Raw genomic sequence first — 25,284 nt, forward strand, 5'->3', positions numbered from 1 at the left:
CCCGTGCGACAGCGGGGCAGGATGGTTTCCGCAGGGGCCGGTCCGCCGGCCTTGGCCCATGAAGGAGAGGGCGTCCGTGTTCACGAGCGTATTGATGATCGAGCAGCCGCTGACCACGGTGGACGTGGACTTCGTCACCACCCTCCACGGAGACGACGCCGTCTCCTTCGTCGTCCTCATGCAGCCCCGGGGCGACCAGGACCGACTGCTGCGCGCCATCGACGACGTCGCGCTCGGCGAGCTGCCCGAAGCCGTCCACGAGGGCGACGAGCCCGAGGGCGACGACGCCCGGGGCCCCGCCGTACAGGCCCTCGCCCACTCCCTGGAAGCCCTGCGCGCGAAGGGGGCCAAGGCCGTCGGCCACGTCATCGGGGACCACCCGCTCGACAAGCTCAAGGCCGTGGTGGAGGAGACGGGCGCCGACGAGGTGATCGTCCTGACCGCCCCGCACTTCGTCGAGGAGTTCTTCCACCGCGACTGGGCCTCCCGGGCCCGCCACAAGGTCGGCGTTCCCGTGCTCAAGCTCTTCTCCCACAACGAATAGGCTGGGCCGGTCACACCCCCCTCACCTCACCCCCTCGAAACTGGAGCGACCTGAATGAAGCCCGGCCTGCCGACCGCCATGGAACGGCCCCACTTCATCGGCATCGGCGGCGCCGGCATGTCCGGCATCGCGAAGATCCTGGCCCAGCGCGGCGCGCGCGTCGCCGGCAGCGACAGCCGCGACTCCGAGACCGCCCAGGCGCTGCGCGCCCACGGCGCCACCGTCCACATCGGGCACGCCGCCGCCCACCTGGCGCCCGACACCAGCTGCGTCGTCGTCTCCAGCGCCATCCGCGCCGACAACCCGGAGCTGGCCCGCGCCGCCGAGCTCGACCTCCCCGTCGTGCACCGCTCCGACGCCCTCGCCGCCCTCATGGACGGCGTGCGGCCCATCGCCGTCGCCGGTACGCACGGCAAGACCACCACCACCTCGATGCTGGCGGTCTCCCTGTCGGCCCTGGGCCTGGACCCCTCCTACGCCATCGGCGGCGACCTGGACGCCCCCGGCTCCAACGCCCACCACGGTGAGGGCGACATCTTCGTCGCCGAGGCGGACGAGAGCGACCGCAGCTTCCACAAGTACCGCCCCCAGGTCGCGATCATCCTCAACGCGGAACTCGACCACCACGCGAACTACGCGTCGATGGAGGAGATCCACGAGTCCTTCGAGACCTTCGTCGGCCGGATCGTCCCCGGCGGCACCCTGGTCGTCGCCCACGGCCAGGCGGGCGCCGCCGAGATCGCCGCCCGGGTCGCCGGCCGTCCCGGCCTCACGGTCGTCACCTACGGCGAGGAGGACGGCGCCGACGTCCGGATCACCCGGATCACCCCGCGCGGCCTGAGCAGCGAGGTCACCGTGGTCATCGGCGGCCGGATGCTCACCTTCACCGTCTCCGTCCCCGGCCGCCACTACGCGCACAACGCCGTCGCCGCCCTCGCCGCGGGCGTCGCCCTGGGCATCCCCGCCCACAACCTCGCCTCCGCCCTCGGCACCTACACGGGCGTCAAGCGCCGCCTCCAGCTCAAGGGCGAGTCCGCGGGCGTCCAGGTCATCGACTCCTACGCGCACCACCCCACCGAGATGACCGCCGACCTGGAGGCGATCCGCGGCGCCGCCGGGGAGGCCCGCATCCTGGTCGTCTTCCAGCCCCACCTGTTCTCCCGCACCCAGGAGCTCGGCAAGGAGATGGGCCAGGCGCTGGCGCTCGCCGACGCCTCCGTGGTCCTGGACATCTACCCGGCCCGCGAGGACCCGGTCCCCGGGGTCACCAGCGAGATCATCGTCGCCGCCGCCCGCGCCGCCGGGGCCGACGTCTTCGCCGAGCCCGACAAGGAGGCCGTCGCCGACGTCATCGCGGGAATGGCCAAGCCCGGCGATCTCGTTCTCACCATGGGCGCGGGAGACGTCACGGACCTCGGTCCGGCGATCCTGGCCCGCCTGGCCGACTGAAGGAGCGCGGAGCCATGTCGTACGAGGTCGAGAAGACGGACGAGCAGTGGCGGGCGGAGCTGACCCCGGCCGAGTACCAGGTGCTGCGCCGGGCCGGGACCGAACCGGCCTTCCGCGGTGAGTACACCGACACCCGCACCGAGGGCGTCTACTCCTGCCGCGGCTGCGGCGCCGAGCTGTTCCGCTCCACGGAGAAGTTCGCGTCCCACTGCGGCTGGCCGTCCTTCTACGACCCGAAGGACAGCGGGGCCGTCGAGCTGATCTCCGACACCTCGCACGGCATGACCCGTACCGAGGTCCGCTGCGCCAGGTGCGGCTCCCACCTGGGCCACGTCTTCGAGGGCGAGGGCTACCCCACCCCCACCGACCAGCGCTACTGCATCAACTCCGTCTCGCTGCGGCTGGAGCCGGCCGCCGACGTTACGTAGGGCGCCGCCGTCCGGCGCGGGCCCGTTCACGGTCCGCGCGCGGACCGGTCGTGGTCCGGCGGTGTGATGGTAGGTCCGGTGGGCAGAAGGTACGGCGTCGGCCCGTCACCCGCCACGAGGAGAACGCATGGCCATCGCCCACCGCAGGATCGGTACCGGACCCGTCCGCGTCATCGTGCTGCACGACTGGTTCGGGACCACGGCCAACTGGGGCTCCGTCCTGGACTACCTGGACCCCGGGGCGTTCTCGTACGCCTTCCTCGACTACCGCGGCTACGGCGACCGCAGGGACGTCCCCGGCTCCTACGACCTGCCCGAGATCGCCGACGACGTCCTGGCCCTCGCCGACGAGCTCGGCTGGGCCACCTTCTCCCTCCTGGGCCACTCCATGGGCGGCAAGGCCGCCCAGCAGGTGCTGGTCCGCGCCCCCGAACGCATCGAGAAGCTGATCGGGCTGACCCCGGTGCCCGCCTCGCCCTACGCGATGGACGAGGCGACCCACGCGCTCTTCTACGGCGCCGCCGAGGCCCCGGAGAACCGCCGGGCCATCCTCGACCTGGTCACCGGCAACCGTGCGAGCCGCCACTGGCTGGAGCGGATGCTCGCCCACTCCCTCGCGGTCTCCCGCCCCGAGGCGTTCGCCGGGTACCTCGCGAGCTGGCAGCAGTCGGACCTGTCCGCCGCCGTGAAGGGCAACACGGTCCCCGTGCTGGTCCTGGTGGGGGAGTACGACCTCGCGCTCACGGCCGGGACCGCGCGGGACACCTGGCAGACCTGGTACCCGAACTGCCGGGTCCGCACGATCCCCGGCAGCGGCCACTACCCGCCGCACGAGACCCCGGTGGCCTTCGCCACCGAGGTGGAGGAGTTCCTGCGCGGCTGACGCCACCGCGCCGGGGCGGTCCGCCCCGGCGCGAGCGACCGCGGGACTCCCGGAGGCGGGAACGCCCGTAGGGGCACGAGGAGAACCTCGTGCCCCTACGGGACCTACAGGGTGAGTGACGGGACTTGAACCCGCGGCCACCTGGACCACAACCAGGTGCTCTACCAGCTGAGCTACACCCACCGCGAAGGGCGGCGAACGCCCGTCGATGTGCATGCACAGCATAGCCGATCGCCGAGGTGGTCCCGCATCCCGGGCGCCCCGGCGCCCACGGCCCCGGCGCGGACCCCGGCCCCGCGCCCTTCACCGCCCCGGACGGCCGCCGCGACGCACGATCCCCGGCAACGGGCCTACGGGCCGAGGACCACCGCCGACTCGCCCGGTACGTGGACCCGCCCGTCCTCGCCCGGGTGCTCCATCGGCTCCCAGGCGGCCAGCACCCGCACCCCGTTGCGGCCCAGCGCGATCGTGGCCGGCTCGGGGGAGAGGTTCACGACGACCCGGATGTCGCCCCGCCGGAAGGTGAGCCAGCGCCGCTCCTCGTCGTGGGCGACCCGGACCCCCGCCAGGTCCGGGTCGCGCAGGTCCGGGTGGGTGCGCCGGAGGGTGACGAGGGTGCGGTACCAGGCCAGCAGCCGGGCGTGGCCCTCCCGCTCGGGCTCGGCCCAGTCCAGGCAGGACCGGTCCCGGGTGGCCGGGTCCTGCGGGTCGGGGACCTCCTCGGCCTTCCATCCGTGCGCCGCGAACTCCCGGCGCCTGCCGGTCCGTACCGCCTCGGCCAGCTCCGGGTCCCGATGGTCGGTGAAGTACTGCCACGGGGTGCCCGCGCCCCACTCCTCGCCCATGAAGAGCATCGGCACGAACGGCCCGGTCAGCACCACGGCCGCGGCGCACGCCAGCAGCCCGGGGGAGAGGGAGGCGGCGAGCCGGTCGCCCGGCGCCCGGTTGCCGACCTGGTCATGGGTCTGGGCGTAGCCGAGGAAGCGGTGGGCCGGGGTCCCGCGCCGGTCCACCGGGCGGCCGTGGGTGCGGCCCCGGAAGGAGGACCAGGTCCCGTCGTGGAAGAAGGCCCGGGTCATGGTCTTGGCGAGGGCGGCGAGCGGGGCCCCGGCGAAGTCGGCGTAGTACCCCTGGGACTCACCGGTCAGCGCGCAGTGCAGGGCGTGGTGGAAGTCGTCGTTCCACTGGGCGTGCAGACCCAGGCCCCCGGCCGCGCGCGGGGCGGTGGTGCGCGGGTCGCACCGGTCGGACTCGGCGATCAGGAAGAGCTGCCGGCCGGTCTCCGCCGCCAGCTCGTCCACGGCCGCCGCCAGCTCCTCCAGGAAGGTCAGGGCCCGCCCGTCCGCCAGCGCGTGCACGGCGTCGAGCCGGAGCCCGTCGATCCGGTGGTCGCGCAGCCAGGCCAGCGCGGAGCCCAGGAGGTAGGCGCGGACCTCGTCGGAGCCGGGCGCGTCCAGGTTCACCGCCGCGCCCCAGGGGGTGTGGTGGGTCTCGGTGAAGTACGGGCCGAAGGCGGGCAGGTGGTTGCCGGAGGGACCCAGGTGGTTGTGGACCACGTCCAGCACCACCCCGAGCCCGGCCGCGTGCGCCGCGTCCACGAAGCGGGCGAGCCCGGCCGGGCCCCCGTACGGCTCGTGCACCGCCCAGGGCGCGACCCCGTCGTACCCCCAGCCGCTCCGGCCGGGGAAGGGGCAGACCGGCAGCAGTTCCACATGGGTGACGCCGAGGGCGGTGAGGTGTCCGAGCCGGGCGGCGGCGGCGTCGAAGGTGCCTTCGGGGGTGAAGGTGCCGATGTGCAGCTCGTACAGGACGGCGTCCTGGAGCGGGGTGCGCGGGGACGGCTCCCGGGCGGCGGGCTCCTCGAAGGAGACCACCGCCGACAGGCCGTCGGGCCCGTCCGGCAGCCGCCGCCCGCGCGGGTCGGGCCGTACGGGGCCGTCGTCCAGCAGGAACCCGTACCGGGACCCCTCGGCGGCGGTGTCGGCCTCGGCGGTCCACCAGCCGTCCCGCTCCGGATCGCGCGCCATGTCGTACGTCAGGTCGTCGAGCCGCAGCGCGACCCGGTCTGCCAGCGGTGCCCACACCTCGAACTGCACGGACGGTCCCCTCGTCTCCGGCGGTGCCCAGCATGCGTATCGTGGCCCATCATCCCGGGCCGGGGGCGGGAGTTCTGGACACTCCGGCCCCGACGGGCCGACAATCACCCGATGACGTCGAGTTTCGAGTTCCCCGCCTACCCCGCGCCGCGGCTCTCCGACGCCGAGCGGGACCGGGCACTGGAACACCTCAGGGAAGGCGCCGCCCTCGGCCGGCTCTCGCACGACACCTTCCTGCGCCGGATGGAACTCGCCCTGGCCGCCCGCCACTCGGGGGATCTCGCCGTCCTCACGGCCGACCTCGAAGGGCGCGCGGGCGCCGAAAGCCCGTGGACGCGCAGGCTCTTCGGCTGGGTCGGCCGCGCCTCCGCCCTGTCCGTGGGCGTCCGGCGCGCCTGGGCCGCCGAGAAGCTGCCCCGGCTGCTGCTCCCGCACCCGGGCGCGGCGGCCCTGCGGATAGGCCGCGACCCCGGCAACGGGCTGCGGCTCAGCCACGAGACCGTCTCCCGGGTCCACGCGGAGCTCGTGCTGCGCGACGGCGTGTGGGTGCTCACCGACCTCGGCTCCACCAACGGCACCACCGTCAACGGGCGCCGGGTGACGGGCTCGGCCATGGTCCGGGAGGGCGACCAGGTCTCCTTCGGCCGGATGACCTTCCGCCTCTCCTCCCCCTGACGACGGCCCCTGACGAGGCTCCTCGACGGCGGCCCTGACACCGGGCGGGGCGGCCCGCGCGCCGGCGCCTCCGCCCCCGTCACCCCGTCCCGTCCACCCGGAGCAGGACCGCCGCGGGCCAGGCGTCCGGCAGCCCGGCCAGGGGCAGCTCCCCCTCGTACGGGGACCCGGGCGGCCACCCCGGCACCGGCAGCGGGGTCCACCGGCCCGGGGGCAGGGGCAGGGCGGTGCCGCGCCAGCCGCCCGCGCGGGCCAGCCGGTACGGGAGCCGGGTCGCCAGCGCCACCAGGCCGGGCGAGCGGGCGAAGGCCAGGCAGTGCTCCGCCGCCGGGCCCCGGGCCGGGAGCGGGGCGTAGCCGGTGAAGAGCTCCGGCCGGTCCCGCCGCAGCCGCAGCAGGGCGGCGGTGACCGCCAGCTTCCGGCCCGCCGCGCCGTGCGGGACGGCCCCCGCGTCCAGGCGGGCCAGTTCCTCCCGGGGGAACCGGGCCGGACGCCGGTTGTCCGGATCGACCAGGGCCCGGTACTCCGTCTCGGAGCCCTGGTAGACCTCGGGGACCCCCGGCATCGTCAGGTGCAGCACCGTCATGCCGAGCAGACCCGTCTCCGCCGCCCGCGCCGCCTCCGGCGGGAGGTCCAGCGGGGCCGCGTACCCGGGCACGGTCGCCTCGTACGCCGTGTCCTGGCCGGTCCAGCTCGTGCGCAGGGCGGCTTCGCGGACCGCCTTGAGCAGGGCCTGTTCCAGCCGGTCCGCGGCCTGCGGGGCCTCCCCGAGCCCCAGCGCGCTCTGCCGGGCCACCCAGGCCAGCTGCGGGTCCGGGCCCTGCGGGCGGCCCATCACCTCCGGGACCTGCGACAGCACCGCGATCCGGGCCCGGACGTCCGCGCTCCGCTTGGTGTCGTGGGTGGACAGGACCGTCCCGGAGCCGGGCCACTCCCGCTCCAGCCGGGCGCAGTGGGCGTGGAACTCCGCCGCCCCCACCGCCGGGTGCCCCGGATCACCCCCGACCTCGTTGGCCGACAGCAGCGGGGCCCAGCGGTAGAAGGCCCGGTCCTCCAGGGACTTGGCGCGCAGCGCCGCCGAGGTCTGGGCGAAGCGGGCGGCGAAGGCCCGGTCGGTCAGCAGCAGCTCCCGTACGGCGTCCACCGGACCCCGGCCGGCCTGTGCGGCGGCCTCCTCCAGCGCCCCGGGCGCGGGCCGCGGGTCCTCGGGGTAGGACCGGTAGACGGGGGAGGCGATCAGCAGCTCCCGGACGGCGCCGGCCAGCTCCGGCCCGGCGCGGCGCGCCAGCGCCGCCAGCTCGGCGGCCAGGTCGCCGGTCAGCACCTCCCGGGCGCAGGCGGCGGCCGTCCGCTCCCAGGGCCCGAGCCCGGTGGCCTCCGCGTACCGCCGGGCCAGCAGCGCGGCGCCCTCCGGGTCGGTGAACACCCCGTCCACCCGTCGCAGCGTGTCGTACCCGGTGGTACCCGCCACCGGCCACGCGGACGGCAGCCGCTCCGGCCCGGCGAGGATCTTCTCGACCACCACCCAGCAGTCGTCGCCCACCGCCGCCCGCAGCCGCCCCAGGTACCGCGCCGGGTCCGCCAGCCCGTCCACGTGGTCGATCCGCAGCCCCCGCACCACCTTGTCCCGGACCAGCTCCAGCACCTTCGCGTGGGTGGCGGTGAACACCTCCGGGTCCTCGACCCGGACCCCGATCAGCTCCGAGACGGTGAAGAACCGCCGGTAGTTCAGGGCGGTACGGGCCTCCCGCCACCAGGCCGGGCGGTACCACTGCGCGGCCAGCAGTGCGGCCGGCTCCAGCCCCGCCGTCCCCGCCCGCAGGGGGAACTCGTGGACCCCGTGGCGCAGCACCTCCCCGTCCACCGCGAACGCGCCGGGCTCCGCCGGCCCGGCGAGGACCGGCAGCAGGACCTGCCCGCCGCCCGCCTCCCAGTCGATGTCGAACCAGCGCGCGTACGGCGAGCGCGGCCCCTCCCGCAGCACCTCCCACAGGGGCCGGTTCAGCCGCAGCGGCGTCGGCACCGCCATGTGGTTCGGCACGATGTCGAGGACCAGGCCCAGCCCGTGGCCCCGGGCGGTCCGGGCCAGCGCCCGCAGCCCCGCCTCGCCGCCCAGCTCGGCCCGGACCCGGGAGTGGTCGGTGACGTCGTACCCGTGCGCCGAACCGGGCACCGCCTCCAGGACGGGAGAGAGGTGCAGGTGGGACACCCCGAGCGAGGCGAGGTAGGGCACGAGGTCCCCGGCCGCCGCGAAGGGGAACTCCGGGCGGAGCTGGAGACGGTAGGTCGACGCCGGGACGGACCGCTGGGCAACGGGCCGCCCCGGGACGGCCCGTTCCGGGGCGGTGGATTGCGGCGGGCTGCTTGACCGAGGCTGGCTCATGAGGACGTACGTACCCAGCCCGCCGCGATCCGTGCCACCACCGCCCGGCATCCGGGTGACCGCACCGCCCGGCGCGGCGCCCGGCACCCCGCGCTCTCACGCCGGGCGCTGGAGCACCACCAGGCACCGGCCCGTCAGCGCCACCCGGTCCCCGGCCGCGTACCGGGTCCCCGTACCGGGCGCCAGGACGTCCGCCCGCGCCGTGTCCACCACCAGGTGCCACTGCGCGCCGTACCCGGCCGGGACGGTGAAGTCCTGCGGATCGGCGCCCGTGTTGAACAGCAGCAGGAACGAGTCGTCGGTGATCCGCTCCCCCCGGCCGCCCGGCTCGGAGATCGCCTGCCCGTTGAGGAACACCGTCAGCGCCCGCGCGTGCTGCGCCTGCCAGTCGCGGGCCCGCATCTCCTCGCCGTGCGGGGTGAACCAGGCGATGTCGGAAAGCGCGTCGTGCGCCCCCTGCACCGGCCGCCCGTGGAAGAACCGGCGCCGCCGGAAGACCGGGTGCTCGCGCCGCAGCCGCACCATCCGCCGGGTGAACTCCAGCAGCGCCGGGGGCGGCTTCCCCGGCTCCGGCCAGCGCACCCAGGACAACGCGTTGTCCTGGCAGTACGCGTTGTTGTTGCCGCCCTGGGACCGGGCGAACTCGTCGCCGTGGCTGAGCATCGGCACCCCCTGCGACAGCATCAGGGTGGCCATGAAGTTGCGCATCTGGCGCTCGCGCAGCTCCTGGACGTCCGGGTCGGCGCTCTCGCCCTCGGCCCCGCAGTTCCACGACCGGTTGTGGGCCTCGCCGTCCTCGTTGCCCTCCCGGTTGGCCTCGTTGTGCTTCTCGTCGTACGAGACCAGGTCGTTCAGGGTGAACCCGTCGTGGCAGGTGGTGAAGTTGACGGAGGCGATCGGGCGCCGGCCGTCGTCCTGGTAGAGGTCGGAGGAGCCGGTCAGCCGCCCCGCGAACTCCGCGAGCGTGCGCGGCTGACCCCGCCACAGGTCCCGCACGGTGTCCCGGTACTTGCCGTTCCACTCGGACCACAGCGGCGGGAAGTTGCCCACCTGGTAGCCGCCCTCGCCCAGGTCCCAGGGCTCCGCGATCAGCTTCACCTGGCTGACCACCGGGTCCTGCTGGACCAGGTCGAAGAACGAGGACAGCCGGTCCACCTCGTGGAACTGACGTGCCAGGGTCGCCGCGAGGTCGAAGCGGAAACCGTCCACGTGCATCTCGGTGACCCAGTACCGCAACGAGTCCATGATCAACTGGAGGACGTGCGGGGACCGCATCAGGAGCGAGTTCCCCGTCCCGGTGGTGTCGGTGTAGTGCCGCATGTCCTGCGCGAGCCGGTAGTACGAGGCGTTGTCCAGCCCCCGGAAGGACAGCGTCGGCCCCAGGTGGCTCCCCTCGGCCGTGTGGTTGTAGACCACGTCGAGGATCACCTCGATCCCCGCCTGGTGCAGCGCCCGGACCGCCGACTTGAACTCCAGCACCTGCTGGCCCCGGTCGCCCGACGCGTAGCCGTTGTGCGGGGCGAAGAAACCGATGGTGTTGTAGCCCCAGTAGTTGCTGAGCCCGTCGTCCACGAGACGGTGGTCGTTGACGAACTGGTGGACGGGCATCAGCTCCAGCGCCGTCACCCCGAGCCCGGTGAGGTGCCCGATCACCGCCGGGTGCGCGAGCGCCCCGTACGTGCCGCGCAGCTCCTGCGGCACCTCCGGGTGACACATGGTCAAGCCCTTGACGTGGGCCTCGTAGAGCACGGTGCGGTGGTACTCGTGGCGCGGCGGCCGGTCGTTGGCCCAGTCGAAGTAGGGGTTGACCACGACCGAGCTCATGGTGTGCGGGGCCGAGTCCAGGTCGTTGCGCGAGTCCGGACGGCCGAAGTGGTAGCCGTACACCTCCGCGCCCCAGCGCACGCTCCCGCTGACCGCCCGCGCGTACGGGTCCAGCAGCAGCTTCGCCGCGTTGCAGCGCAGCCCGCGCTCGGGCTCGTACGGGCCGTGGACACGGAACCCGTAGCGCTGCCCCGGCATGACCCCGGGGAGGTAGGCGTGCCGGACGAAGGCGTCCGTCTCGCGCAGCTCGACGGCGGTCTCCGAACCGTCGTCGTGCAGAAGGCACAGTTCGATGCGTCGGGCGGCTTCGGAGTAGACCGCGAAGTTGGTGCCGGCGCCGTCGTAGGTGGCGCCGAGCGGGTATGCCCGTCCCGGCCAGACCTGCATGAATGAATACTCTTCCCGTCCTCGTCCGGCTGATCGTCGGCTGATCCGGCGTGGACCGCGTCCCTGCCAGATCTTCCCCGAAAGAGGGGCGCCCGTCGTGGACCCGGGATGCTCCTGCCGGGTGACCCGGAGAGCCGATATGCGGGTCAGCGGACAATGAGGGCATCGGATAATGGGTCAACGGGCGGCCGGTGTACGGACCATCGGGCTGCACCGGGCCGCGCGCGCGGAGTACCCTTCCGTGATCACTGGAGACGGGCGTCCAGACGCAGAAGGCGGTGCACGGGTGAGCTCGGGAGGTCTGGAGCTGCCCCCTGGTGACAGCGGTCACGAGGGCGGTCCGGCGGACGCCCCGGGAGGTGTCCCCGGTGCCGTCGCGGCCGGGGCCGTCTCCCTGGCGGGCGGGCCGGAGGGGACGGGGGCGACGGACACGGCCCTGCGGGCCGGGGCCGAACTGGACTGGGGCGCCGAGGCCTGGAGCGAGGTCCGCACCCGCGCGCAGCGGGCGGGCCGGGCCTACATCTGGCTCAACCTGATCGAACAGCGGCTCCGGTCGGTGGTCGGGGCCGTGCTGCGGCCCATCTACGAGCCGGTGCACGGCGAGGACGACTGGGTGGTCGCCGCGGCCGGGCCCGCCGGACAGGAGTGGGTGCAGCGGGCCGTCGCCGTGCGCGAGGTGAGCCGCCGCAAGGGCTACCTGCTCGACACGGCCGACGACAACGTCCTGAGCTTCCTGACCCTCCCGCAGCTGCGGGAGCTGATGGTCCAGCACTGGCCCTGTTTCGAGCCGTACTTCGACGACCGGCGCGAGATCGAGCTCGCCCTCGACGAGCTGGAGGTCACCCGCAACGTCGTCTCCCGCAACCGCGCCCTGTCCCGGGCCGTGCTGGAACAGGCGGAACGGGCCTCGGCGCGGCTGCTGGAGGTCCTGGGCGGGGGCGCGGGCAGCCCCTCGGCGGACCGGCTGCCGATCGACGCGGTCGAGGAGCTGGTGGGCGACCGGTACGCGGACGTCATCTCCGTCCACCCCGACCGGGTCCGGCTCCAGCGCCAGCTCCCGGCGGAGGACCTGTTCGGCGGGGCCCGGCGGCTCGACGCCATCGGCATAGGACTCAACCTGCTGGTCCAGAACTTCTCGGGCCGCCGCCTGGTGCGGCTCACGGAAGCCGGCTGCCGGGTCCGGCTGCTCTTCCTCAACCCGGCCAGCAGCGCGGTCAAACGCCGCGAACGCGAGCTGGGGCTGCGCAAGGGCGAGCTGAGCCGCTCGGTGGAGATGAACATCCTCCACGTACGGCGGGTCCGGGCGGGCCTGCGGGACCCGTCGGGCTTCGAGATCCACGTCTTCGACGAGACCCCCCGCTTCACCGCCTACCTGGTGGAGGGGGAGTCCTCGGGCATCGCGGTCGTCCAGACGTACCTGCGGCGGGCGCGCGGCATGGAGGCGCCGGTCCTGGTCCTGCGCGGGGGCGGGCGCGGTGTCCCCAAGGACGCGGACCACGGGCTGTTCACGACGTACCGGGAGGAGTTCGAATCGGTCTGGGACGACTCCCGGCCGGTCTCCTGACGGGGCCGTCGCCCTCGCTGTCAGTGGCCCGTGGCAGGCTGAAGGCCAGGAAACGGACGGACAGACGGACGGGGGAGGGGCGCGTGGCGGAAGACTGGCACGGCGGTGTGCTGATCGGGTTCGACCTGGAGACGACCGGCACGGAGCCGGAGCGGTCGCGGATCGTGACGGCGGCGCTGGTCGAGGTGCGCGCCGGCACGGTGCGCGGGCGGCGCGGCTGGCTCGCGGACCCGGGGATACCGATCCCGGAGGAAGCGTCGGCGATCCACGGCATCAGCACCGGCCGGGCGGTCACCGAGGGCCGTCCGGCACCCGAGGTCGCCGAGGAGATCGCGGCGGCCCTGGTGGGGCACTGGCAGCGGGGCGCGGTGGTCGTCGCGTACAACGCCGCCTTCGACCTGACCCTGCTGACGGCGGAACTGCACCGGCACGGGCTGCCGTCGCTGGCCGACCGGCTGGACGGTGCGCGGACCGGCCCGGTGGTGGACCCGCTGACCATAGACCGGGCCGTGGACCGCTACCGGCGCGGCAAGCGGACCCTGGAGGCGGTGTGCGGGGTGTACGGGGTCACCCTCGACGCCGCGCACGACGCGGGGGCCGACGCGCTGGCGGCGGTCCAGGTGGCCCGTGCGATAGCCGCGCGCCATCCGGAGGTGGCCGGGCTCACCCCGGCCGACCTGCACGCCCGGCAGGGCGGCTGGCACGCGCGCTGGGCCCGCGACTTCCAGGCGTACCTGCGCCGCCAGGGCACCCCGGACGCGGTGATAGACACGGCGTGGCCGCTGCGCGCGCTGATACCTGCCTGAGGGCCTGACGACGTGACGGCCTGACGGTCCGGCCGCTTGTCCGGCTGCCTGCCCGGCTGCCTGCCCGGCTGCCTGTCCGACAGGGTCCGGCCGGTTGGGTCCGGCGAGCGGCCCGGGGGCCGGTGCCGGGGCCGGTTCTAGAAGGGGTGCCAGCGCAGTTCGCGGTCGCCGTCGCGCAGGGAGTTGACCCGGCGGTGGAACTCCGCGAGGGCCTTGGGGTTGGCCGGGGCGTGCTGGGAGACCCAGGCGCAGCTGGCCGTCTCCCGGGCGCCGCGCAGGACCGCGCAGCCCTCCCACGCGCGCACGTCCCAGCCGTACGCCCGGACGAAGGCCTCGTAGGACCCGGCGGGCAGCCCGTACCGGTCGAGCGAGAGGGCCATCACCACCAGGTCGTGCTCGCGCAGGTCGGCCGAGACGGTCTCCAGGTCGACCAGGACCGGGCCGTCCGGGCCCACATGGACGTTGCGTGGCAGGGCGTCGCCGTGGACGGGGCCCCGGGGGAGGTGCGGGGTCAGCCCGGCGACCTCCTCGGCGTACGCGTCGCGCCGGGCCCGCAGGTACGCCGCGTCCGCCGGGTCGACGGTGTCACCGGCCAGCCGCAGCCAGCGCTCGACCCCGCCCAGCAGGTCCCGCGCGGGCAGGTCGAACGGCGGTGCGGGCAGGGCGTGGACCTCGCGCAGCAGCGCCGCCAGGTCCTCGGGGCCCGCCGGACGGACCGCGTCCGGCAGCCGGTGCCAGAGGGTCACCGGGTGCCCGTCGACCAGCCGTGGCACCGGCTCGGCCGCGCGCACCGCCGCGATCCCGGACTCCGCGAACCAGCCCGCCACCGCGAGCTCCCGCTCGGCCCGCGCCAGCAGCCCCGCCTCCCGGCCCACCTTCACCACCAGCTCGCCGACGGCGAAGACGGCGTTCTCGCCGAGTGCGAGGAGCACGGGCTCCCGCGTGGAGCCGGCGCCCGGACCCGGGCCGGAGCCGAGCCCCGCCGCCGTCAGTACGTCCCTGGCCCGCGCCTCGTCCATGCCGTTCGTCCCGTCCTTCGCCGGCTCGTCGTGGAGCGTCGTGAATCCGCCCAGTCTCGCATTTCCTTCCCCGCCTCCCCCCGCGTGGGCCCGGCCGCGCACGACGGCCGCGCACCCGGCCCGGCCGCGGTGCTCGCGCCGGCGGGCACCGGAAGGCACCCATGGCCGGACTCCGCGCGGTGCGGGCGGGACTCCGCGGGGCTGGCCCGGGAGCGGGAGGCGGCCGTCCCGGCCCCCTTCGGGTTCCGGGGGTCCCCCGCCTGGTCGTGGACGGCGCGTACCTCCGTGCCGTCCACGGCGCCCGCCCCTTCCCGGCCGCCGGGCCGCAAGGGCGGCAGCCGCACGCCACCTTCCTCTCCGGACGGCCCGCCCCGGACCGCTTCGCCGCGCTCGACGGGCCCTCGTACCTCCCCGAGGGGTACCGGCTCGGCGACCGCGTCCTCCCCTCCGCGCCCGGAGGGTCCGGGCCGTTCCCAGCCGGGCGGGGCACCGGCCCGGCCCGCCCTGCTCGGGGGCATCGCCGCCGCCCGCCCGCAACGGGAACACCGCCGTCGAGCCGGTCGAGAGCTGGTCGAGCCGATCGGGGACCGCCCGACCCGCCCGACCTGCTCGCCCACCCGTCGCGCCCCGCCCGCAACGCGGGGTACGGGGTGTGCCAGGCTCGTCGGCATGAGGTACATCATCATCGGCGCGGGCGCGGTCGGCGCCACCATCGGCGGACGGCTGGCGCAGACGGGCGCGGAGGTCGTCCTGGTCGCGCGCGGCGCGCACGCGCAGGCCCTGCGGACGGACGGGCTGCGGCTCACGACGGCCGCCGGGACCCGTGTGCACCGGCTGCCCGTGGCCGAGGGGCCCGGGGAACTGGGCGAACTGCGGCCGGACGACGTACTGCTGCTGGCCGTCAAGACACAGGACGCCGTCGCCGCGCTCGACACCTGGGGCGATGCGGAGGTCGCGGGCGGCGGCACGGCCGCGCAGCGGCTGCCGGTGCTGTGCGCGCAGAACGGGGTGGAGAGCGAACGCCTGGCCCTGCGGCGCTTCGCGCACGTGTACGGGGTCTGCGTCTGGCTGCCCTCGACCTTCCTCGAACCGGGCGTGGTCTCGGCCCCGTGCGCGCCGCTGACCGGAATCCTGCACCTGGGCCGGGCCGCCGGAGGCACGGACGGGCGGCTGCGGCGGATCGCGGCCGGCCTGGAGGAGGCGGGCTTCGCGGCGCCCGTGACCGAGGACGTGATGCGGTGGAAGTACGCGAAGCTGCTGGGCAACCTGGGCAACGCGATCCAGGCGACGACGGGCCCGGAGCCCGCTGCGGGCAAGGCGGCGCTGCTGCTGCGGGCCATCCGTGAGGCGAAGGCCGTCTTCGGGGCCGCGGGCATCGGGTACGCCTCCGAGGCCGAGGAGTCGGCGGCGCGCGACGGCCGGGCGGAGCAGCCGCCGGGGGTCCGGGGCGGGTCCTCGTGGCAGAGCCTGGCCCGGGGGACCGGGTCGGTCGAGGCCGACTACCTCAACGGTGAGATCTGCCTGCTGGGCCGGTTGCACGGGGTGCCCACCCCGGTCAACGAGGTGCTGCGGCACGCGGCGAACATCTTCGCCCGCGAGTCGCTGCCGCCGGGTTCGATGTCGGTCGCGGACCTGACGGCCCTGGCCGACGAGGCCGCGGCCCGCGCGTAGCACCCTCCCGGCCGGGACGGCCCGGCCCCGCCCAGCAGGCCGCGCCGCCCCGGCCGCCCGTCCGCCGGCCCGTCAGGCGGTGAGGGCCGGGAGGCGGGACGGGGTGCGGGCGGCCGTGTCGTAGCGGCGCAGGAGCAGGCGGGCCAGTTCCGGGGCCGGGCCCAGGACGGCGGCGAGGACGTCCGCCCCGGCCGCCGCGGCGCCCGCCGCGATCCGGTCCGGGAGCCGGCCCGGGGCGATCACGTACGGGGCGACCGCGACCCGGCGGACCCCCTCGGCGCGCAGGGCCCGTACGGCGTCCTCCGTACGGGGGACGCCCGAGGAGGAGGCTCCGGAGGCGAACGCGGGTCGCACGGCGCACCAGCCGGTGTGCCGCCACTCCCGCGCGATTTCAGCGATCACCGCGATCGCCTCCGGGTCCGTGGAGCCGGCGGCGGCGAGCACCACACCGGTGCCGGGCCGGTCCGCCGGGGTGAGGCCGGCCTCCCGCAGACGGCGTTCGAGCGCCGCCGTCAGCAGGGGGGAGGGGCCGAGGACTTCCGCCGTCCGTACCGACAGGCCGGGCAGGCGGGCCACCGCGTCCGCCAGTACCGCCGGGACGTCGGACTTCGCGTGGAACGCCCGGGTCAGCAGCAGCGGGAGGGCCACGACCTCCCGGACCCCCGACCGGTGCAGGCGGGACAGTGCCTGCGCGACGGTCGGGGTGTCGAAGTCCAGGAAGGCGGTCTCCGCCCGCAGCCCCGGCCGCAGCGCCCGCGCCCGCCGGGTCAGGGCGTGCACGGTCGCCGCGTGCCTCGGGTCGCGGCTGCCGTGGGCGATCACCAGGAGCGCGGGCCCGGACGAGGGTCCGGACGGGAGCGCGGCCGGGGAGCGGAACAGGGACGGGGACACGGGCTCAGCCCTTGACCATCAGGCCGCGGCTGCGCAGCACCCACCGCTCGACCGGGCTGAAGATCAGCAGGTCGATGGCGATGCCGACGAACAGGATCAGGAGGATCGCGAGGAAGACGCCCGGCATGTCGATGTTGTTGCGGCCGTTCTCCAGCAACTGGCCCAGGCCCAGGCCCAGATCGGGTGAGGAGGCGATGATCTCGGCGGCCATCAGCGAGCGCCACGAGAAAGCCCAGCCCTGCTTCAGGCCGGCCAGGTAGCCGGGCAGCGCGGCCGGCATGACCACGTGCCAGGTGCCCCGCAGGCCGGTGGCGCCGAGGGTGCGGCCCGCGCGCAGGAAGAGCGGCGGGACCTGGTCCACGCCGGAGACGAGCCCGTTGGCGATGGAGGGGACCGCGCCCAGCAGGATCACCGCGTACATCATCGAGTCGTTCAGCCCGAGCCAGATGACGGCCGGCGGGACCCAGGCCACCGAGGGCAGGGACTGCAGACCGGACAGGATCGGGCCGATCGCGGCGCGGACGAACTTCACCCGGGAGACCAGCAGGCCGAGCGGGGTGCCGATGGCCAGGGCCAGCAGGAAGCCGAGCAGACCGCGCGAGACGCTGGTCCAGACGACCTCCAGCAGGGTCCCCTTGACCCACATGTCGGACACGCCGTCCCACACCGCGGACGGTGAGGGCAGTTTGGTCGGGTCGGTGACCTGCGCCGAGACGAGGATCTGCCAGACCGCGAGGACGATCCCCACGGCCACGACCGGGGGCAGGACCTTCTTGACGAGGACCTCGCGGACCGGGGTCCGGTGGGTCTGGACCGCGTCGAGGGCGTCGAGCCCGGCCCCCAGACCTGCCGTGTCGTCCGTCCGGCCGCCGCCTCTGGCCTTCGCGCCGTCCTCGGCCTTCGGGGTGGTGTCAGTGCTGGCCATGGCGGCGGATCTCCCCACGCAGGTGTTCAGTGATCTCAAGGGACAGCTCGGCGACGTCCGCGTCCTCGATGCGGCGCGGCTGAGCGATGTCCACGGTCCATTCCTTCGCGACCCGGCCGGGCCGCGAGGAGAGCAGGACCACGCGCTGCGCGAGCCGCACGGCCTCGCGCACGTTGTGCGTGACGAAGAGGACGGAGAGGCTGCCCGCGCCGGAACCCTCGGCGTTGGTCGTCTCCCAGATCCGGGTGAGCTCCCCGTGCAGCACGTCACGGGTGATGGCGTCCAGGGCCGCGAACGGCTCGTCCATCAGCAGCAGCTGGCTGTTCTGGGCGAGCGCACGGGCCAGCGCCACCCGCTGGCGCATGCCGCCCGACAGCTCGTGCACCCGCTTGCCGTACGCGCCGCCGAGCCGGACCAGCTCCAGCAGCCGCTCCGCCTCCGGACGGCGCTCGGCCTTGGGCACCCCGCGCAGGCGCAGGGCGAGTTCGATGTTCTTGCCCGCGGTGAGCCACGGGAAGAGGGCGTGCTCCTGGAACATCAGCGCCGGACGGCCGCCCGGGGTCGCGATGGCCCCCGCCGTCGGCCTGTCCAGCCCGGCGACCAGGTTCAGCAGGGTGGACTTACCGCACCCCGAGGCCCCCAGGAGAGTGACGAACTCGCCCGGAGCGACGTCGAGACTGACGTCGTCCAGGACGAGCTGCGATCCGGCAGGACCGGAGAAGGACTTCGAGACGTGCTCGATACGGGCTGCGTGCGTCTGCTCCGCGACGGTGCCCTCGGCAGCCTTGGCAAGCGTGGTGGCCATGGTCGTCACCTCCTGGGATTCGCTGGACTACGGGTTACTTGGCGCCGAGACCGGCGTCGGAGACCTCGGGCCTGCCGGCGGCCTTGAGCACCTTGTTCAGGGGCTTGAGGTCGTAGATCCCGGCCAGGTCGGGCTGCTCGATGAGCTTGGCCTTGACCGCCCAGTCCGACTGGGTCTTCAGCGTCGTCGCCAGCGGGTCGTCGGTCACCAGGATGCTCGGCCAGGCGGCGTCGATCACCGCGGCCTCCAGCTCCTTGCCGCTGAGCTTCTTCAGCGCCGCGTTGGCGGACGCCTTCGCCCGGTTCGGGTCCGCGTTGATCCACTCGTTGGTCTTGACGGTGCCCTTCAGCACGGCCTCGACCACGTCCGGGTGCTCCGTGAGGAACTTCTGCGACACGATGATGTTCGTGATCACGAACTTCTTGTCGGGCCAGATGTCGGTCTCGTCCAGGAGGACCTTGCCACCGTCGGTGACCAGCTTGGAAGCCGTCGGCTCGGGCACCCAGGCGCCGTCGATCGAGCCCTGCTTGAACGCGTCCGGGGTGACCTTGTTGTCCGTACGGACGACCGAGACGTCGCCCTTGCCCGACTCCGGGTCGACCTTCCAGCCCTTCTCGGATATCCAGTTGAGGAACGCGACGTCCTGGGTGTTCCCCTTCTGCGGGGTCGCGATCTTCTTGCCCTTGAGGTCGTCCAGGGTCTTGATCTTCTCGGGGTTCACGACGAGCTTGACGCCACCGGAGGCGGAACCGGAGATGATCCGCAGGTTCTGGCCCTTGGACTTCACGTAGCCGTTGATCGAGGGGGAGGGGCCGATGAAGCCGATGTCGAGAGAGCCGCCGTTGAGCGCCTCGATCTCGGACGGGCCCGCGTTGAAGGTCTGCGGCTTGATCGCGGTGGAGCCGAGCTCCTTCGCGATCAGGCCCTCCTGGATGCCGACGAGGGCCGTGGCGTGCGTCAGGTTGGGGAAGTAGCCGATGCGGACCTCGGGGGCCGACAGCGCCTTGCCGGTGTCGGCACTGGCGTCGGTCGTCTTCGCCGGCTCCTGCGGCGTGGCCTGCGAGCCGTAGCCGCAGGAGGCGAGCGCGCCGATCAGGAGCGGCAGGGCGGCGACGACGGCGCCGCGGCGCGCGGTGGCGCGGGAGAACAGGGTGTTACGGGTGGTACCGGTGGCAGGCACGGGAGAGCTTCCTCTCGTAGCGTCGTGATCTCACGACGCACGTCTTCGTCTCGGGAGCGGGGGCGGGCACAGCAGGTGGGGGGTGAGGGCGCGCGTGCGGTGCGCGTACGTCATCACGCACATCGCGCCACCCCTCCCTGGCCGCTGCCGAGGGAGCCGCTGCCTATGCGGCCCCCCTCCTTGGCGAAGGTCGCGTAGATGTCGTCGGCCATGATCAGAAATCCCACCCTTCCTCGTCCGCCTGGACGGTGGCCTTGGCCCGGGAGGCGAAGGACTCGCCCGCCATGCCCGCCGCCAGGGTGGTTCCGTCGGCCGGGTCGATCAGCAGGAAGGACCCGGTGCGGCGCGAGTCGGCGTACGCGTCGAGCGCGAGCGGCTCGGCGGTACGGACGACGACCCGGCCGATGTCGTTGGTGACCAGCTGACCGGGGTCCGGATGCTGGGACAGGTCGTCCAGGGTCAGCCGCGAGGGGATCTCCTTGACGATCGCCTTGACCGTGCGCGTGGTGTGCTTCAGCAGCACCCGGGCGCCGACGGCCAGCGGCTGGTCCGCCACGTGGCAGACCGTCGCCTCGACGTCCTGCGTGGTGGCGGGGGCGCTCGCGGAGGGCGCGATCAGGTCGCCGCGCGAGACGTCGACGTCGTCGCTCAGCCGCAGGGTCACCGACTGCGGGGACCAGGCGATGTCCACGGACCGGCCCAGCGCGTCGATGCCCTCGATGGTGCTGGTGCGGCCCGAGGGCAGCACGGTCACGGCCTCGCCGACCCGCAGTACACCGGAGGCGATCTGGCCCGCGTACCCCCGGTAGTCCGGGTGCGCGGCGCTCTGCGGCCGGATCACGTACTGCACCGGGAAACGCGCCGGGCAGGCGGTGAGGTCGTGGCTGACCGGGACGGTCTCCAGGTGCTCCAGCACGGTGGGGCCGCCGTACCAGTCCATGTGCGCGGAGGGCTCCACCACGTTGTCCCCGGCCAGGGCCGAGATCGGGATCGCGGTGCACCAGTTCTCCTGGTGGTGTCCCCCAGCCCCCCAGCCCGGCACGCCCAGCTCCGAGGCGTACGCCGTGAACTCCTCGGCGATCGCCGCGAAGACGGCCTCCTCGTACCCGACCAGGTCCATCTTGTTGACGGCCAGGACCACGTGCGGGACGCGCAGCAGCGCGGCGACGGCCGCGTGCCGGCGGGTCTGCTCGATCACGCCGTTGCGGGCGTCGACCAGGACCACGGCCAGGTCGGCGGTGGAGGCCCCGGTGACCATGTTGCGGGTGTACTGCACGTGCCCGGGGGTGTCCGCGAGGATGAACCGGCGGCGCGTGGTGGCGAAGTAGCGGTACGCGACGTCGATGGTGATGCCCTGCTCCCGCTCGGCCCGCAGGCCGTCGGTGAGCAGCGCCAGGTCGGGCGTGTCCTGCCCGCGCTGGGCCGAGACCGCCTCGACGTGCTCCATCTGGTCGGTGAGGACCGACTTGGAGTCGTGCAGCAGCCGCCCCACCAGCGTGGACTTGCCGTCGTCGACGGAACCGGCGGTCGCGAAGCGCAGCAGGGTGGTCACGGAAGGGTCGGCCAGGCCGGCGGGCTGATCGGTGGTGGAGGTCATGGCTAGAAGTACCCTTCGCGTTTGCGGTCTTCCATCGCGGCCTCGGACATCTTGTCGTCGGCCCGGGTCGCGCCCCGCTCGGTGAGCCGGGAGACGGCGATCTCGGCGATCACCGCGTCCAGCGTGGCCGCGTCGGAATCGACGGCGCCGGTGCAGGACATGTCACCGACGGTGCGGTAGCGGATGGTCCGCTTCTCGGTCGTCTCGTGCTCCTTCGGGCCGCCCCACCCGCCGGCCGTCAGCCACATGCCGCCGCGCCGGAACACCTCGCGCTCGTGGGCGAAGTAGATCTGCGGCAGCTCGATGGACTCGCGGGCGATGTACTGCCACACGTCCAGCTCGGTCCAGTTGGAGAGCGGGAAGACCCGGACGTGCTCGCCGGGGGCGTGGCGGCCGTTGTAGAGCTGCCACAGTTCGGGGCGCTGACGGCGCGGGTCCCACTGCGAGAACTCGTCGCGGAGGCTGAACACCCGCTCCTTGGCGCGGGCCTTCTCCTCGTCGCGCCGGCCGCCGCCGAACACCGCGTCGAACCTCAGTCGCTGGATCGCCTCGGTCAGCGGGAGGGTCTGGAGCGGGTTGCGGGTGCCGTCCGGACGCTCGCGCAGCGTGCCCGCGTCGATGTACTCCTGGACGGAGGCCACGTGCAGCCGCAGCCCGTGCTCCTCGACGGTACGGTCCCGGTACTCCAGCACCTCGGGGAAGTTGTGACCGGTGTCCACGTGCAGCAGCGTGAAGGGCACCGGCGCCGGCGCGAACGCCTTCAGTGCCAGGTGCAGCATGACGATCGAGTCCTTGCCGCCGGAGAAGAGGATCACCGGCCGCTCGAACTCCCCCGCCACCTCGCGGAAGATGTGCACGGCCTCCGACTCCAGGGCGTCGAGGTGCGACAGCGCGTACGGAGCGTCCGTCTCTTCGTGCAGATGGGCGACGGTGGTCATGCGAGACCCCTCTCGGTGAGCAGCGCGTGCAGGGCCGAGGCCGACTCCCGCACCGTCTGCGTGTGCGACTCGATACGGAGGTCCGGGGACTCCGGTGCCTCGTACGGGTCGTCGACCCCGGTCAGACCGGAGATCTCGCCCGCCGCCTGCTGGGCGTACAGACCCTTGACGTCACGCTCCGAGCACACCTCGACCGGGGTGGCCACATGGACCTCCAGGTAGGTGGTGCCCTCGGCGGCGTGACGCTTGCGGACGGCCTCCCGGCTGTCCGCGAACGGCGCGATCACCGGCACCAGCGCCTTGACGCCGTTGCCGGCCAGCAACTCGGCGACGAAGCCGATCCGCTCCACGTTGACCTGCCGGTCCGCACGGCTGAAACCCAGGCCCGCCGAGAGGAAGGTGCGGATCTCGTCCCCGTCGAGGACCTCCACCCGGTGGCCCTCGGCGCGCAGCCGCTCGGCCAGCGCGTACGCGATGGTGGTCTTGCCCGCGCTCGGCAGCCCGGTCAGCCACACGGTGGCGCCCTGGTCGCTCACGCTCATCTGCTTCTTCTCCGTACTCGTCCGCTTCGTCATCAGCCGTGCAGCCCGCACTCGGTCTTGGCCCGCCCGGCCCAGCGGCCGGCCCGCGCGTCCTCGCCCTGTGCCACCCTGCGGGTGCAGGGGGCGCAGCCGACGGAGGCGTAGCCGTCCGTCAGCAGCGGGTTGGTCAGGACGCCGTGCTCGGTGACGTACGCGTCCACGTCGTCCTGGCTCCAGCGGGCGATCGGGGCGACCTTGACCTTGCGCCGTCTCTCGTCCCAGCCGACCACCGGGGTGGCGGCCCGGGTCGGGGACTCGTCGCGGCGCAGCCCCGTCGCCCAGGCGTCGTACCCGGTCAGCCCCTCCTCCAGCGGCTTGACCTTGCGCAGCGCGCAGCACAGGTCGGGGTCGCGCTCGTACAGCCGGGGGCCGTGCTCGGCGTCCTGCTCGGCGACGCTGCGGCGCGGGGTGAGCGTGATGACGCGGACGTCCATCACGGCCTCGACCGCGTCACGGGTGCCGATGGTCTCCTCGAAGTGGTAGCCCGTGTCGAGGAAGACGACGTCGACGCCGGGCCGGACCCGGGAGGCGAGGTGGGCGACGACCGCGTCCTCCATGGAGGAGGTCACGGCGAACCGCGCGCCGAAGGTGTCGGTCGCCCAGCGCAGGATCTCCGGCGCGGAGGCGTCCTCCAGCTCCCGGCCCGCCCGCTCGGCCAGTTCCCGCAGGTCCCGCGTCTCCTGAGCGGTCGTCATATCCCGTCCCCTCCCGCGCCGTCGGACCGGACCCCGCGGGCCAGCAGCCCGAGGTACTTGAGCTGGAAGGCCCGGTTGCAGGCCCGGCACTCCCAGGTGCCGTGGCCCTGCTCGTGGGGACGCAGGTCCTCGTCCCCGCAGTACGGGCAGTGGAACGGTGCCGCGCGCTCGCTCACGATCCTGACCTCCGTCGTCGTCCGCCGTCGCTCATGACAGGGCCTTGTCGTCGGCGCGGGTCACCCAGGCGGCGAAGCGCTCGCCGTCCTCGCGCTGTTCCTGGAAGCGGGTGACGACCCGCTCCACATAGTCGGGCAGGCCGGCCGCGGTGACCTTGAGGCCGCGGACCTTGCGGCCGAAACCGGCCTCCAGGCCGAGGGCGCCGCCCAGGTGGACCTGGTAGCCCTCCACCTGGTTGCCGTCGTCGTCCAGGACCAGCTGGCCCTTGAGACCGATGTCCGCCACCTGGATGCGGGCACAGGCGTTGGGGCAGCCGTTGATGTTGATGGTGATCGGTTCGGCGAACTCCGGCAGGCGCCGCTCCAGCTCGTCGATGAGGGAGGCGCCGCGCGCCTTGGTCTCGACGATCGCCAGCTTGCAGAACTCGATGCCGGTGCAGGCCATCGTGCCGCGCCGGAAGGGGGACGGGGTGACGCGCAGGTCCAGCGCCTCCAGCGCCGCGACCAGCGGGTCGACCTGGTCGGCCTCGACGTCGAGGACGATCATCTTCTGCTCGGCGGTGGTGCGCAGGCGGCCGGAGCCGTGCTGCTCGGCGACGTCCGCGATCTTGGTGAGGGTGGCGCCGTCCACCCGGCCGACGCGGGGCGCGAAGCCGACGTAGAAGCGGCCGTCCTGCTGCTGGTGGACGCCGACGTGGTCGCGCCACTGGCCGGAGGGCTGCGGGGGCGCGGGGCCGTCGGTGAGCTTGCGCTTCAGGTACTCGTCCTCCAGGACCTGGCGGAACTTGGCCGGACCCCAGTCGGCGACGAGGAACTTCAGCCGGGCGCGGGTGCGCAGGCGGCGGTAGCCGTAGTCGCGGAAGATCGAGATGACGCCCTCGTAGACGTCCGGCACCTCCTCCAGCGAGACCCAGGTGCCCAGGCGCACGCCGAGCTTGGGGTTGGTGGAGAGGCCGCCGCCGACCCAGACGTCGAAGCCGGGGCCGTGGTCGGGGTGGTCGACGCCGACGAAGGCGATGTCGTTGATCTCGTGCGCCACGTCGAGCAGCGGCGAGCCGGAGATCGCGGACTTGAACTTGCGCGGCAGGTTGGAGAAGTCGGGGTTGCCGACGATGCGGCGGTAGATCTCGTCGATGGCCGGGGTGCCGTCGATGATCTCGTCCCGGGCGATGCCGGCGACGGGCGAGCCGAGGATGACGCGGGGCGTGTCCCCGCAGGCCTCGGTGGTGGAGAGGCCGACGGCCTCCAGGCGGCGCCAGATCTCCGGGACGTCCTCGATGCGGATCCAGTGGTACTGCACGTTCTGGCGGTCGGTCAGGTCGGCGGTGCCGCGCCCGAACTCCTCGGAGATCTCGCCGATGACGCGGAGCTGCCCCGTGGTGAGCCGGCCGCCGTCGATGCGGACGCGCAGCATGAAGTACTTGTCGTCCAGCTCCTCCGGCGCCAGGATCGCGGTCTTGCCGCCGTCGATCCCGGGCTTGCGCTGGGTGTACAGGCCCCACCAGCGCATGCGCCCGCGCAGGTCGTTGGGGTCGATGGAGTCGAAACCGGCCTTGGAGTAGATCGTCTCGATGCGTGTCCGCACGTTGAGACCGTCGTCGTCCTTCTTGAACTGTTCGTTGCCGTTGAGGGGGGTGTGGTGTCCGACGGCCCACTGACCCTCACCGCGGTGACGGCCGGTCTTGCGGCGCGCGGCGGCTGCGGGCGCGGCTGCGGGCGTTTCGGGGGTGGCGGCCATGGCGGTACGTCCTTCTTCGGCGGCTCAAG

22 protein-coding genes and 1 tRNA gene are annotated in these 25,284 nt (G+C 73.8%); 8 read left to right on the plus strand and 15 right to left on the minus strand.

Annotated features, from left to right (window positions below):
• Positions 1 to 76 precede the first annotated feature (76 nt).
• The 4 genes from ACIA5F_RS18460 to ACIA5F_RS18475 all read left to right on the plus strand — a co-directional run bounded on the left by ACIA5F_RS18460 (position 77) and on the right by ACIA5F_RS18475 (position 3,304).
• On the plus strand, positions 77 to 544 hold the full coding sequence (locus tag ACIA5F_RS18460) for an indole-3-glycerol phosphate synthase (protein WP_399354134.1): 468 nt from the start codon (positions 77 to 79) through the stop codon (positions 542 to 544).
• Positions 545 to 598: 54 nt separating this feature from the next.
• Positions 599 to 1,993, plus strand: a complete 1,395-nt coding sequence (gene murC / locus ACIA5F_RS18465; protein ID WP_399354136.1) for a UDP-N-acetylmuramate--L-alanine ligase — start codon at positions 599 to 601, stop codon at positions 1,991 to 1,993.
• A 14-nt stretch (positions 1,994 to 2,007) separates the two neighbouring features.
• Entirely contained in the window at positions 2,008 to 2,421 is a 414-nt protein-coding gene (gene msrB, locus ACIA5F_RS18470) for a peptide-methionine (R)-S-oxide reductase MsrB (RefSeq protein ID WP_399354138.1), read from the plus strand.
• Positions 2,422 to 2,548: 127 nt separating this feature from the next.
• Positions 2,549 to 3,304, plus strand: a complete 756-nt coding sequence (locus tag ACIA5F_RS18475; RefSeq protein WP_399354140.1) for an alpha/beta fold hydrolase — start codon at positions 2,549 to 2,551, stop codon at positions 3,302 to 3,304.
• Between the two features lie 110 nt (positions 3,305 to 3,414).
• Here the strand turns inward: ACIA5F_RS18475 and ACIA5F_RS18480 are convergent.
• Both ACIA5F_RS18480 and treZ read right to left on the minus strand, forming a co-directional pair.
• A tRNA-His gene (locus ACIA5F_RS18480) sits at positions 3,415 to 3,487 on the minus strand.
• Positions 3,488 to 3,654: 167 nt separating this feature from the next.
• Positions 3,655 to 5,400, minus strand: coding sequence for a malto-oligosyltrehalose trehalohydrolase (gene treZ, locus ACIA5F_RS18485; RefSeq protein ID WP_399354142.1), 1,746 nt, complete (start codon positions 5,398 to 5,400; stop codon positions 3,655 to 3,657).
• A 111-nt stretch (positions 5,401 to 5,511) separates the two neighbouring features.
• Here treZ and ACIA5F_RS18490 point away from each other — a divergent pair, with 111 nt between their 5' ends.
• The gene (locus ACIA5F_RS18490; protein ID WP_399354144.1) at positions 5,512 to 6,075 is read left to right on the plus strand and encodes a DUF1707 and FHA domain-containing protein; all 564 of its coding nucleotides are present in this window, start codon (positions 5,512 to 5,514) and stop codon (positions 6,073 to 6,075) included.
• A 79-nt stretch (positions 6,076 to 6,154) separates the two neighbouring features.
• Here ACIA5F_RS18490 and treY read toward each other — a convergent pair whose 3' ends face one another.
• Both treY and glgX read right to left on the minus strand, forming a co-directional pair.
• Positions 6,155 to 8,458: a malto-oligosyltrehalose synthase gene (gene treY, locus ACIA5F_RS18495; protein WP_399354146.1), complete on the minus strand. Its 2,304-nt coding sequence runs from the start codon at positions 8,456 to 8,458 to the stop codon at positions 6,155 to 6,157.
• A gap of 96 nt (positions 8,459 to 8,554) precedes the next feature.
• Positions 8,555 to 10,669, minus strand: coding sequence for a glycogen debranching protein GlgX (gene glgX, locus ACIA5F_RS18500; protein ID WP_399354148.1), 2,115 nt, complete (start codon positions 10,667 to 10,669; stop codon positions 8,555 to 8,557).
• A gap of 286 nt (positions 10,670 to 10,955) precedes the next feature.
• Between glgX and ACIA5F_RS18505 the strand changes: the two genes are divergently transcribed.
• Together ACIA5F_RS18505 and ACIA5F_RS18510 are read left to right on the plus strand one after the other, a co-directional pair.
• On the plus strand, positions 10,956 to 12,233 hold the full coding sequence (locus ACIA5F_RS18505) for an SAV2148 family HEPN domain-containing protein (protein WP_399354150.1): 1,278 nt from the start codon (positions 10,956 to 10,958) through the stop codon (positions 12,231 to 12,233).
• Positions 12,234 to 12,316: 83 nt separating this feature from the next.
• The gene (locus ACIA5F_RS18510; RefSeq protein WP_399354152.1) at positions 12,317 to 13,039 is read left to right on the plus strand and encodes a 3'-5' exonuclease; all 723 of its coding nucleotides are present in this window, start codon (positions 12,317 to 12,319) and stop codon (positions 13,037 to 13,039) included.
• A 137-nt stretch (positions 13,040 to 13,176) separates the two neighbouring features.
• On the opposite strand, the gene ACIA5F_RS18515 is transcribed toward ACIA5F_RS18510, so the two are convergent.
• Positions 13,177 to 14,058: a phosphotransferase enzyme family protein gene (locus ACIA5F_RS18515; RefSeq protein WP_399354154.1), complete on the minus strand. Its 882-nt coding sequence runs from the start codon at positions 14,056 to 14,058 to the stop codon at positions 13,177 to 13,179.
• A 669-nt stretch (positions 14,059 to 14,727) separates the two neighbouring features.
• Here ACIA5F_RS18515 and ACIA5F_RS18520 point away from each other — a divergent pair.
• Positions 14,728 to 15,729, plus strand: a complete 1,002-nt coding sequence (locus ACIA5F_RS18520; RefSeq protein ID WP_399354156.1) for a ketopantoate reductase family protein — start codon at positions 14,728 to 14,730, stop codon at positions 15,727 to 15,729.
• A gap of 72 nt (positions 15,730 to 15,801) precedes the next feature.
• Here ACIA5F_RS18520 and ACIA5F_RS18525 read toward each other — a convergent pair whose 3' ends face one another.
• From ACIA5F_RS18525 to ACIA5F_RS18570, 10 genes are all read right to left on the minus strand, one after another.
• On the minus strand, positions 15,802 to 16,620 hold the full coding sequence (locus ACIA5F_RS18525; RefSeq protein WP_399354158.1) for a sirohydrochlorin chelatase: 819 nt from the start codon (positions 16,618 to 16,620) through the stop codon (positions 15,802 to 15,804).
• Positions 16,621 to 16,624: 4 nt separating this feature from the next.
• Entirely contained in the window at positions 16,625 to 17,545 is a 921-nt protein-coding gene (locus tag ACIA5F_RS18530) for an ABC transporter permease (RefSeq protein ID WP_399354160.1), read from the minus strand.
• Positions 17,532 to 18,350 (minus strand): ABC transporter ATP-binding protein, encoded by an 819-nt coding sequence (locus tag ACIA5F_RS18535; RefSeq protein ID WP_399354162.1) that lies wholly within the window; start codon positions 18,348 to 18,350, stop codon positions 17,532 to 17,534. The genes ACIA5F_RS18530 and ACIA5F_RS18535 overlap by 14 nt, the downstream gene beginning before the upstream one ends.
• Before the next feature lie 34 nt (positions 18,351 to 18,384).
• Positions 18,385 to 19,530: an aliphatic sulfonate ABC transporter substrate-binding protein gene (locus ACIA5F_RS18540; RefSeq protein ID WP_399354164.1), complete on the minus strand. Its 1,146-nt coding sequence runs from the start codon at positions 19,528 to 19,530 to the stop codon at positions 18,385 to 18,387.
• A 214-nt stretch (positions 19,531 to 19,744) separates the two neighbouring features.
• Positions 19,745 to 21,127: a sulfate adenylyltransferase subunit 1 gene (locus tag ACIA5F_RS18545; protein ID WP_399354166.1), complete on the minus strand. Its 1,383-nt coding sequence runs from the start codon at positions 21,125 to 21,127 to the stop codon at positions 19,745 to 19,747.
• A gap of 2 nt (positions 21,128 to 21,129) precedes the next feature.
• On the minus strand, positions 21,130 to 22,065 hold the full coding sequence (gene cysD, locus ACIA5F_RS18550) for a sulfate adenylyltransferase subunit CysD (protein ID WP_399354168.1): 936 nt from the start codon (positions 22,063 to 22,065) through the stop codon (positions 21,130 to 21,132).
• Entirely contained in the window at positions 22,062 to 22,640 is a 579-nt protein-coding gene (cysC, locus tag ACIA5F_RS18555) for an adenylyl-sulfate kinase (protein WP_399354170.1), read from the minus strand. Before cysC ends, cysD begins: the two co-directional genes overlap by 4 nt.
• Positions 22,640 to 23,341, minus strand: coding sequence for a phosphoadenylyl-sulfate reductase (locus tag ACIA5F_RS18560; protein WP_399354172.1), 702 nt, complete (start codon positions 23,339 to 23,341; stop codon positions 22,640 to 22,642). Before ACIA5F_RS18560 ends, cysC begins: the two co-directional genes overlap by 1 nt.
• A complete protein-coding gene (locus ACIA5F_RS18565; protein ID WP_399354174.1) occupies positions 23,338 to 23,517 on the minus strand; it encodes a hypothetical protein in 180 nt (59 codons plus the stop codon). Before ACIA5F_RS18565 ends, ACIA5F_RS18560 begins: the two co-directional genes overlap by 4 nt.
• A 31-nt stretch (positions 23,518 to 23,548) precedes the next feature.
• Complete coding sequence (locus tag ACIA5F_RS18570; protein WP_399354176.1) at positions 23,549 to 25,255, minus strand: nitrite/sulfite reductase; 1,707 nt, start codon at positions 25,253 to 25,255, stop codon at positions 23,549 to 23,551.
• Positions 25,256 to 25,284: the final 29 nt, after the last annotated feature.

Source organism: Streptomyces sp. NPDC051567 (genome assembly GCF_044454165.1).
Lineage (GTDB): Bacteria > Actinomycetota > Actinomycetes > Streptomycetales > Streptomycetaceae > Streptomyces.

Bases quoted from the DNA above. Each gene is read 5' to 3' on its own strand.
- murC (WP_399354136.1), top strand. From the start codon at position 599: ATGAAGCCCGGCCTGCCGACCGCCATGGAACGGCCCCACTTCATCGGC.
- msrB (WP_399354138.1), top strand. From the start codon at position 2,008: ATGTCGTACGAGGTCGAGAAGACGGACGAGCAGTGGCGGGCGGAGCTG.
- ACIA5F_RS18475 (WP_399354140.1), top strand. From the start codon at position 2,549: ATGGCCATCGCCCACCGCAGGATCGGTACCGGACCCGTCCGCGTCATC.
- ACIA5F_RS18490 (WP_399354144.1), top strand. From the start codon at position 5,512: ATGACGTCGAGTTTCGAGTTCCCCGCCTACCCCGCGCCGCGGCTCTCC.
- treY (WP_399354146.1), bottom strand. From the start codon at position 8,458: ATGAGCCAGCCTCGGTCAAGCAGCCCGCCGCAATCCACCGCCCCGGAA.
- glgX (WP_399354148.1), bottom strand. From the start codon at position 10,669: ATGCAGGTCTGGCCGGGACGGGCATACCCGCTCGGCGCCACCTACGAC.
- ACIA5F_RS18515 (WP_399354154.1), bottom strand. From the start codon at position 14,058: ATGGACGAGGCGCGGGCCAGGGACGTACTGACGGCGGCGGGGCTCGGC.
- ACIA5F_RS18520 (WP_399354156.1), top strand. From the start codon at position 14,728: ATGAGGTACATCATCATCGGCGCGGGCGCGGTCGGCGCCACCATCGGC.
- ACIA5F_RS18530 (WP_399354160.1), bottom strand. From the start codon at position 17,545: ATGGCCAGCACTGACACCACCCCGAAGGCCGAGGACGGCGCGAAGGCC.
- ACIA5F_RS18535 (WP_399354162.1), bottom strand. From the start codon at position 18,350: ATGGCCACCACGCTTGCCAAGGCTGCCGAGGGCACCGTCGCGGAGCAG.
- ACIA5F_RS18545 (WP_399354166.1), bottom strand. From the start codon at position 21,127: ATGACCTCCACCACCGATCAGCCCGCCGGCCTGGCCGACCCTTCCGTG.
- cysD (WP_399354168.1), bottom strand. From the start codon at position 22,065: ATGACCACCGTCGCCCATCTGCACGAAGAGACGGACGCTCCGTACGCG.
- cysC (WP_399354170.1), bottom strand. From the start codon at position 22,640: ATGACGAAGCGGACGAGTACGGAGAAGAAGCAGATGAGCGTGAGCGAC.
- ACIA5F_RS18560 (WP_399354172.1), bottom strand. From the start codon at position 23,341: ATGACGACCGCTCAGGAGACGCGGGACCTGCGGGAACTGGCCGAGCGG.
- ACIA5F_RS18570 (WP_399354176.1), bottom strand. From the start codon at position 25,255: ATGGCCGCCACCCCCGAAACGCCCGCAGCCGCGCCCGCAGCCGCCGCG.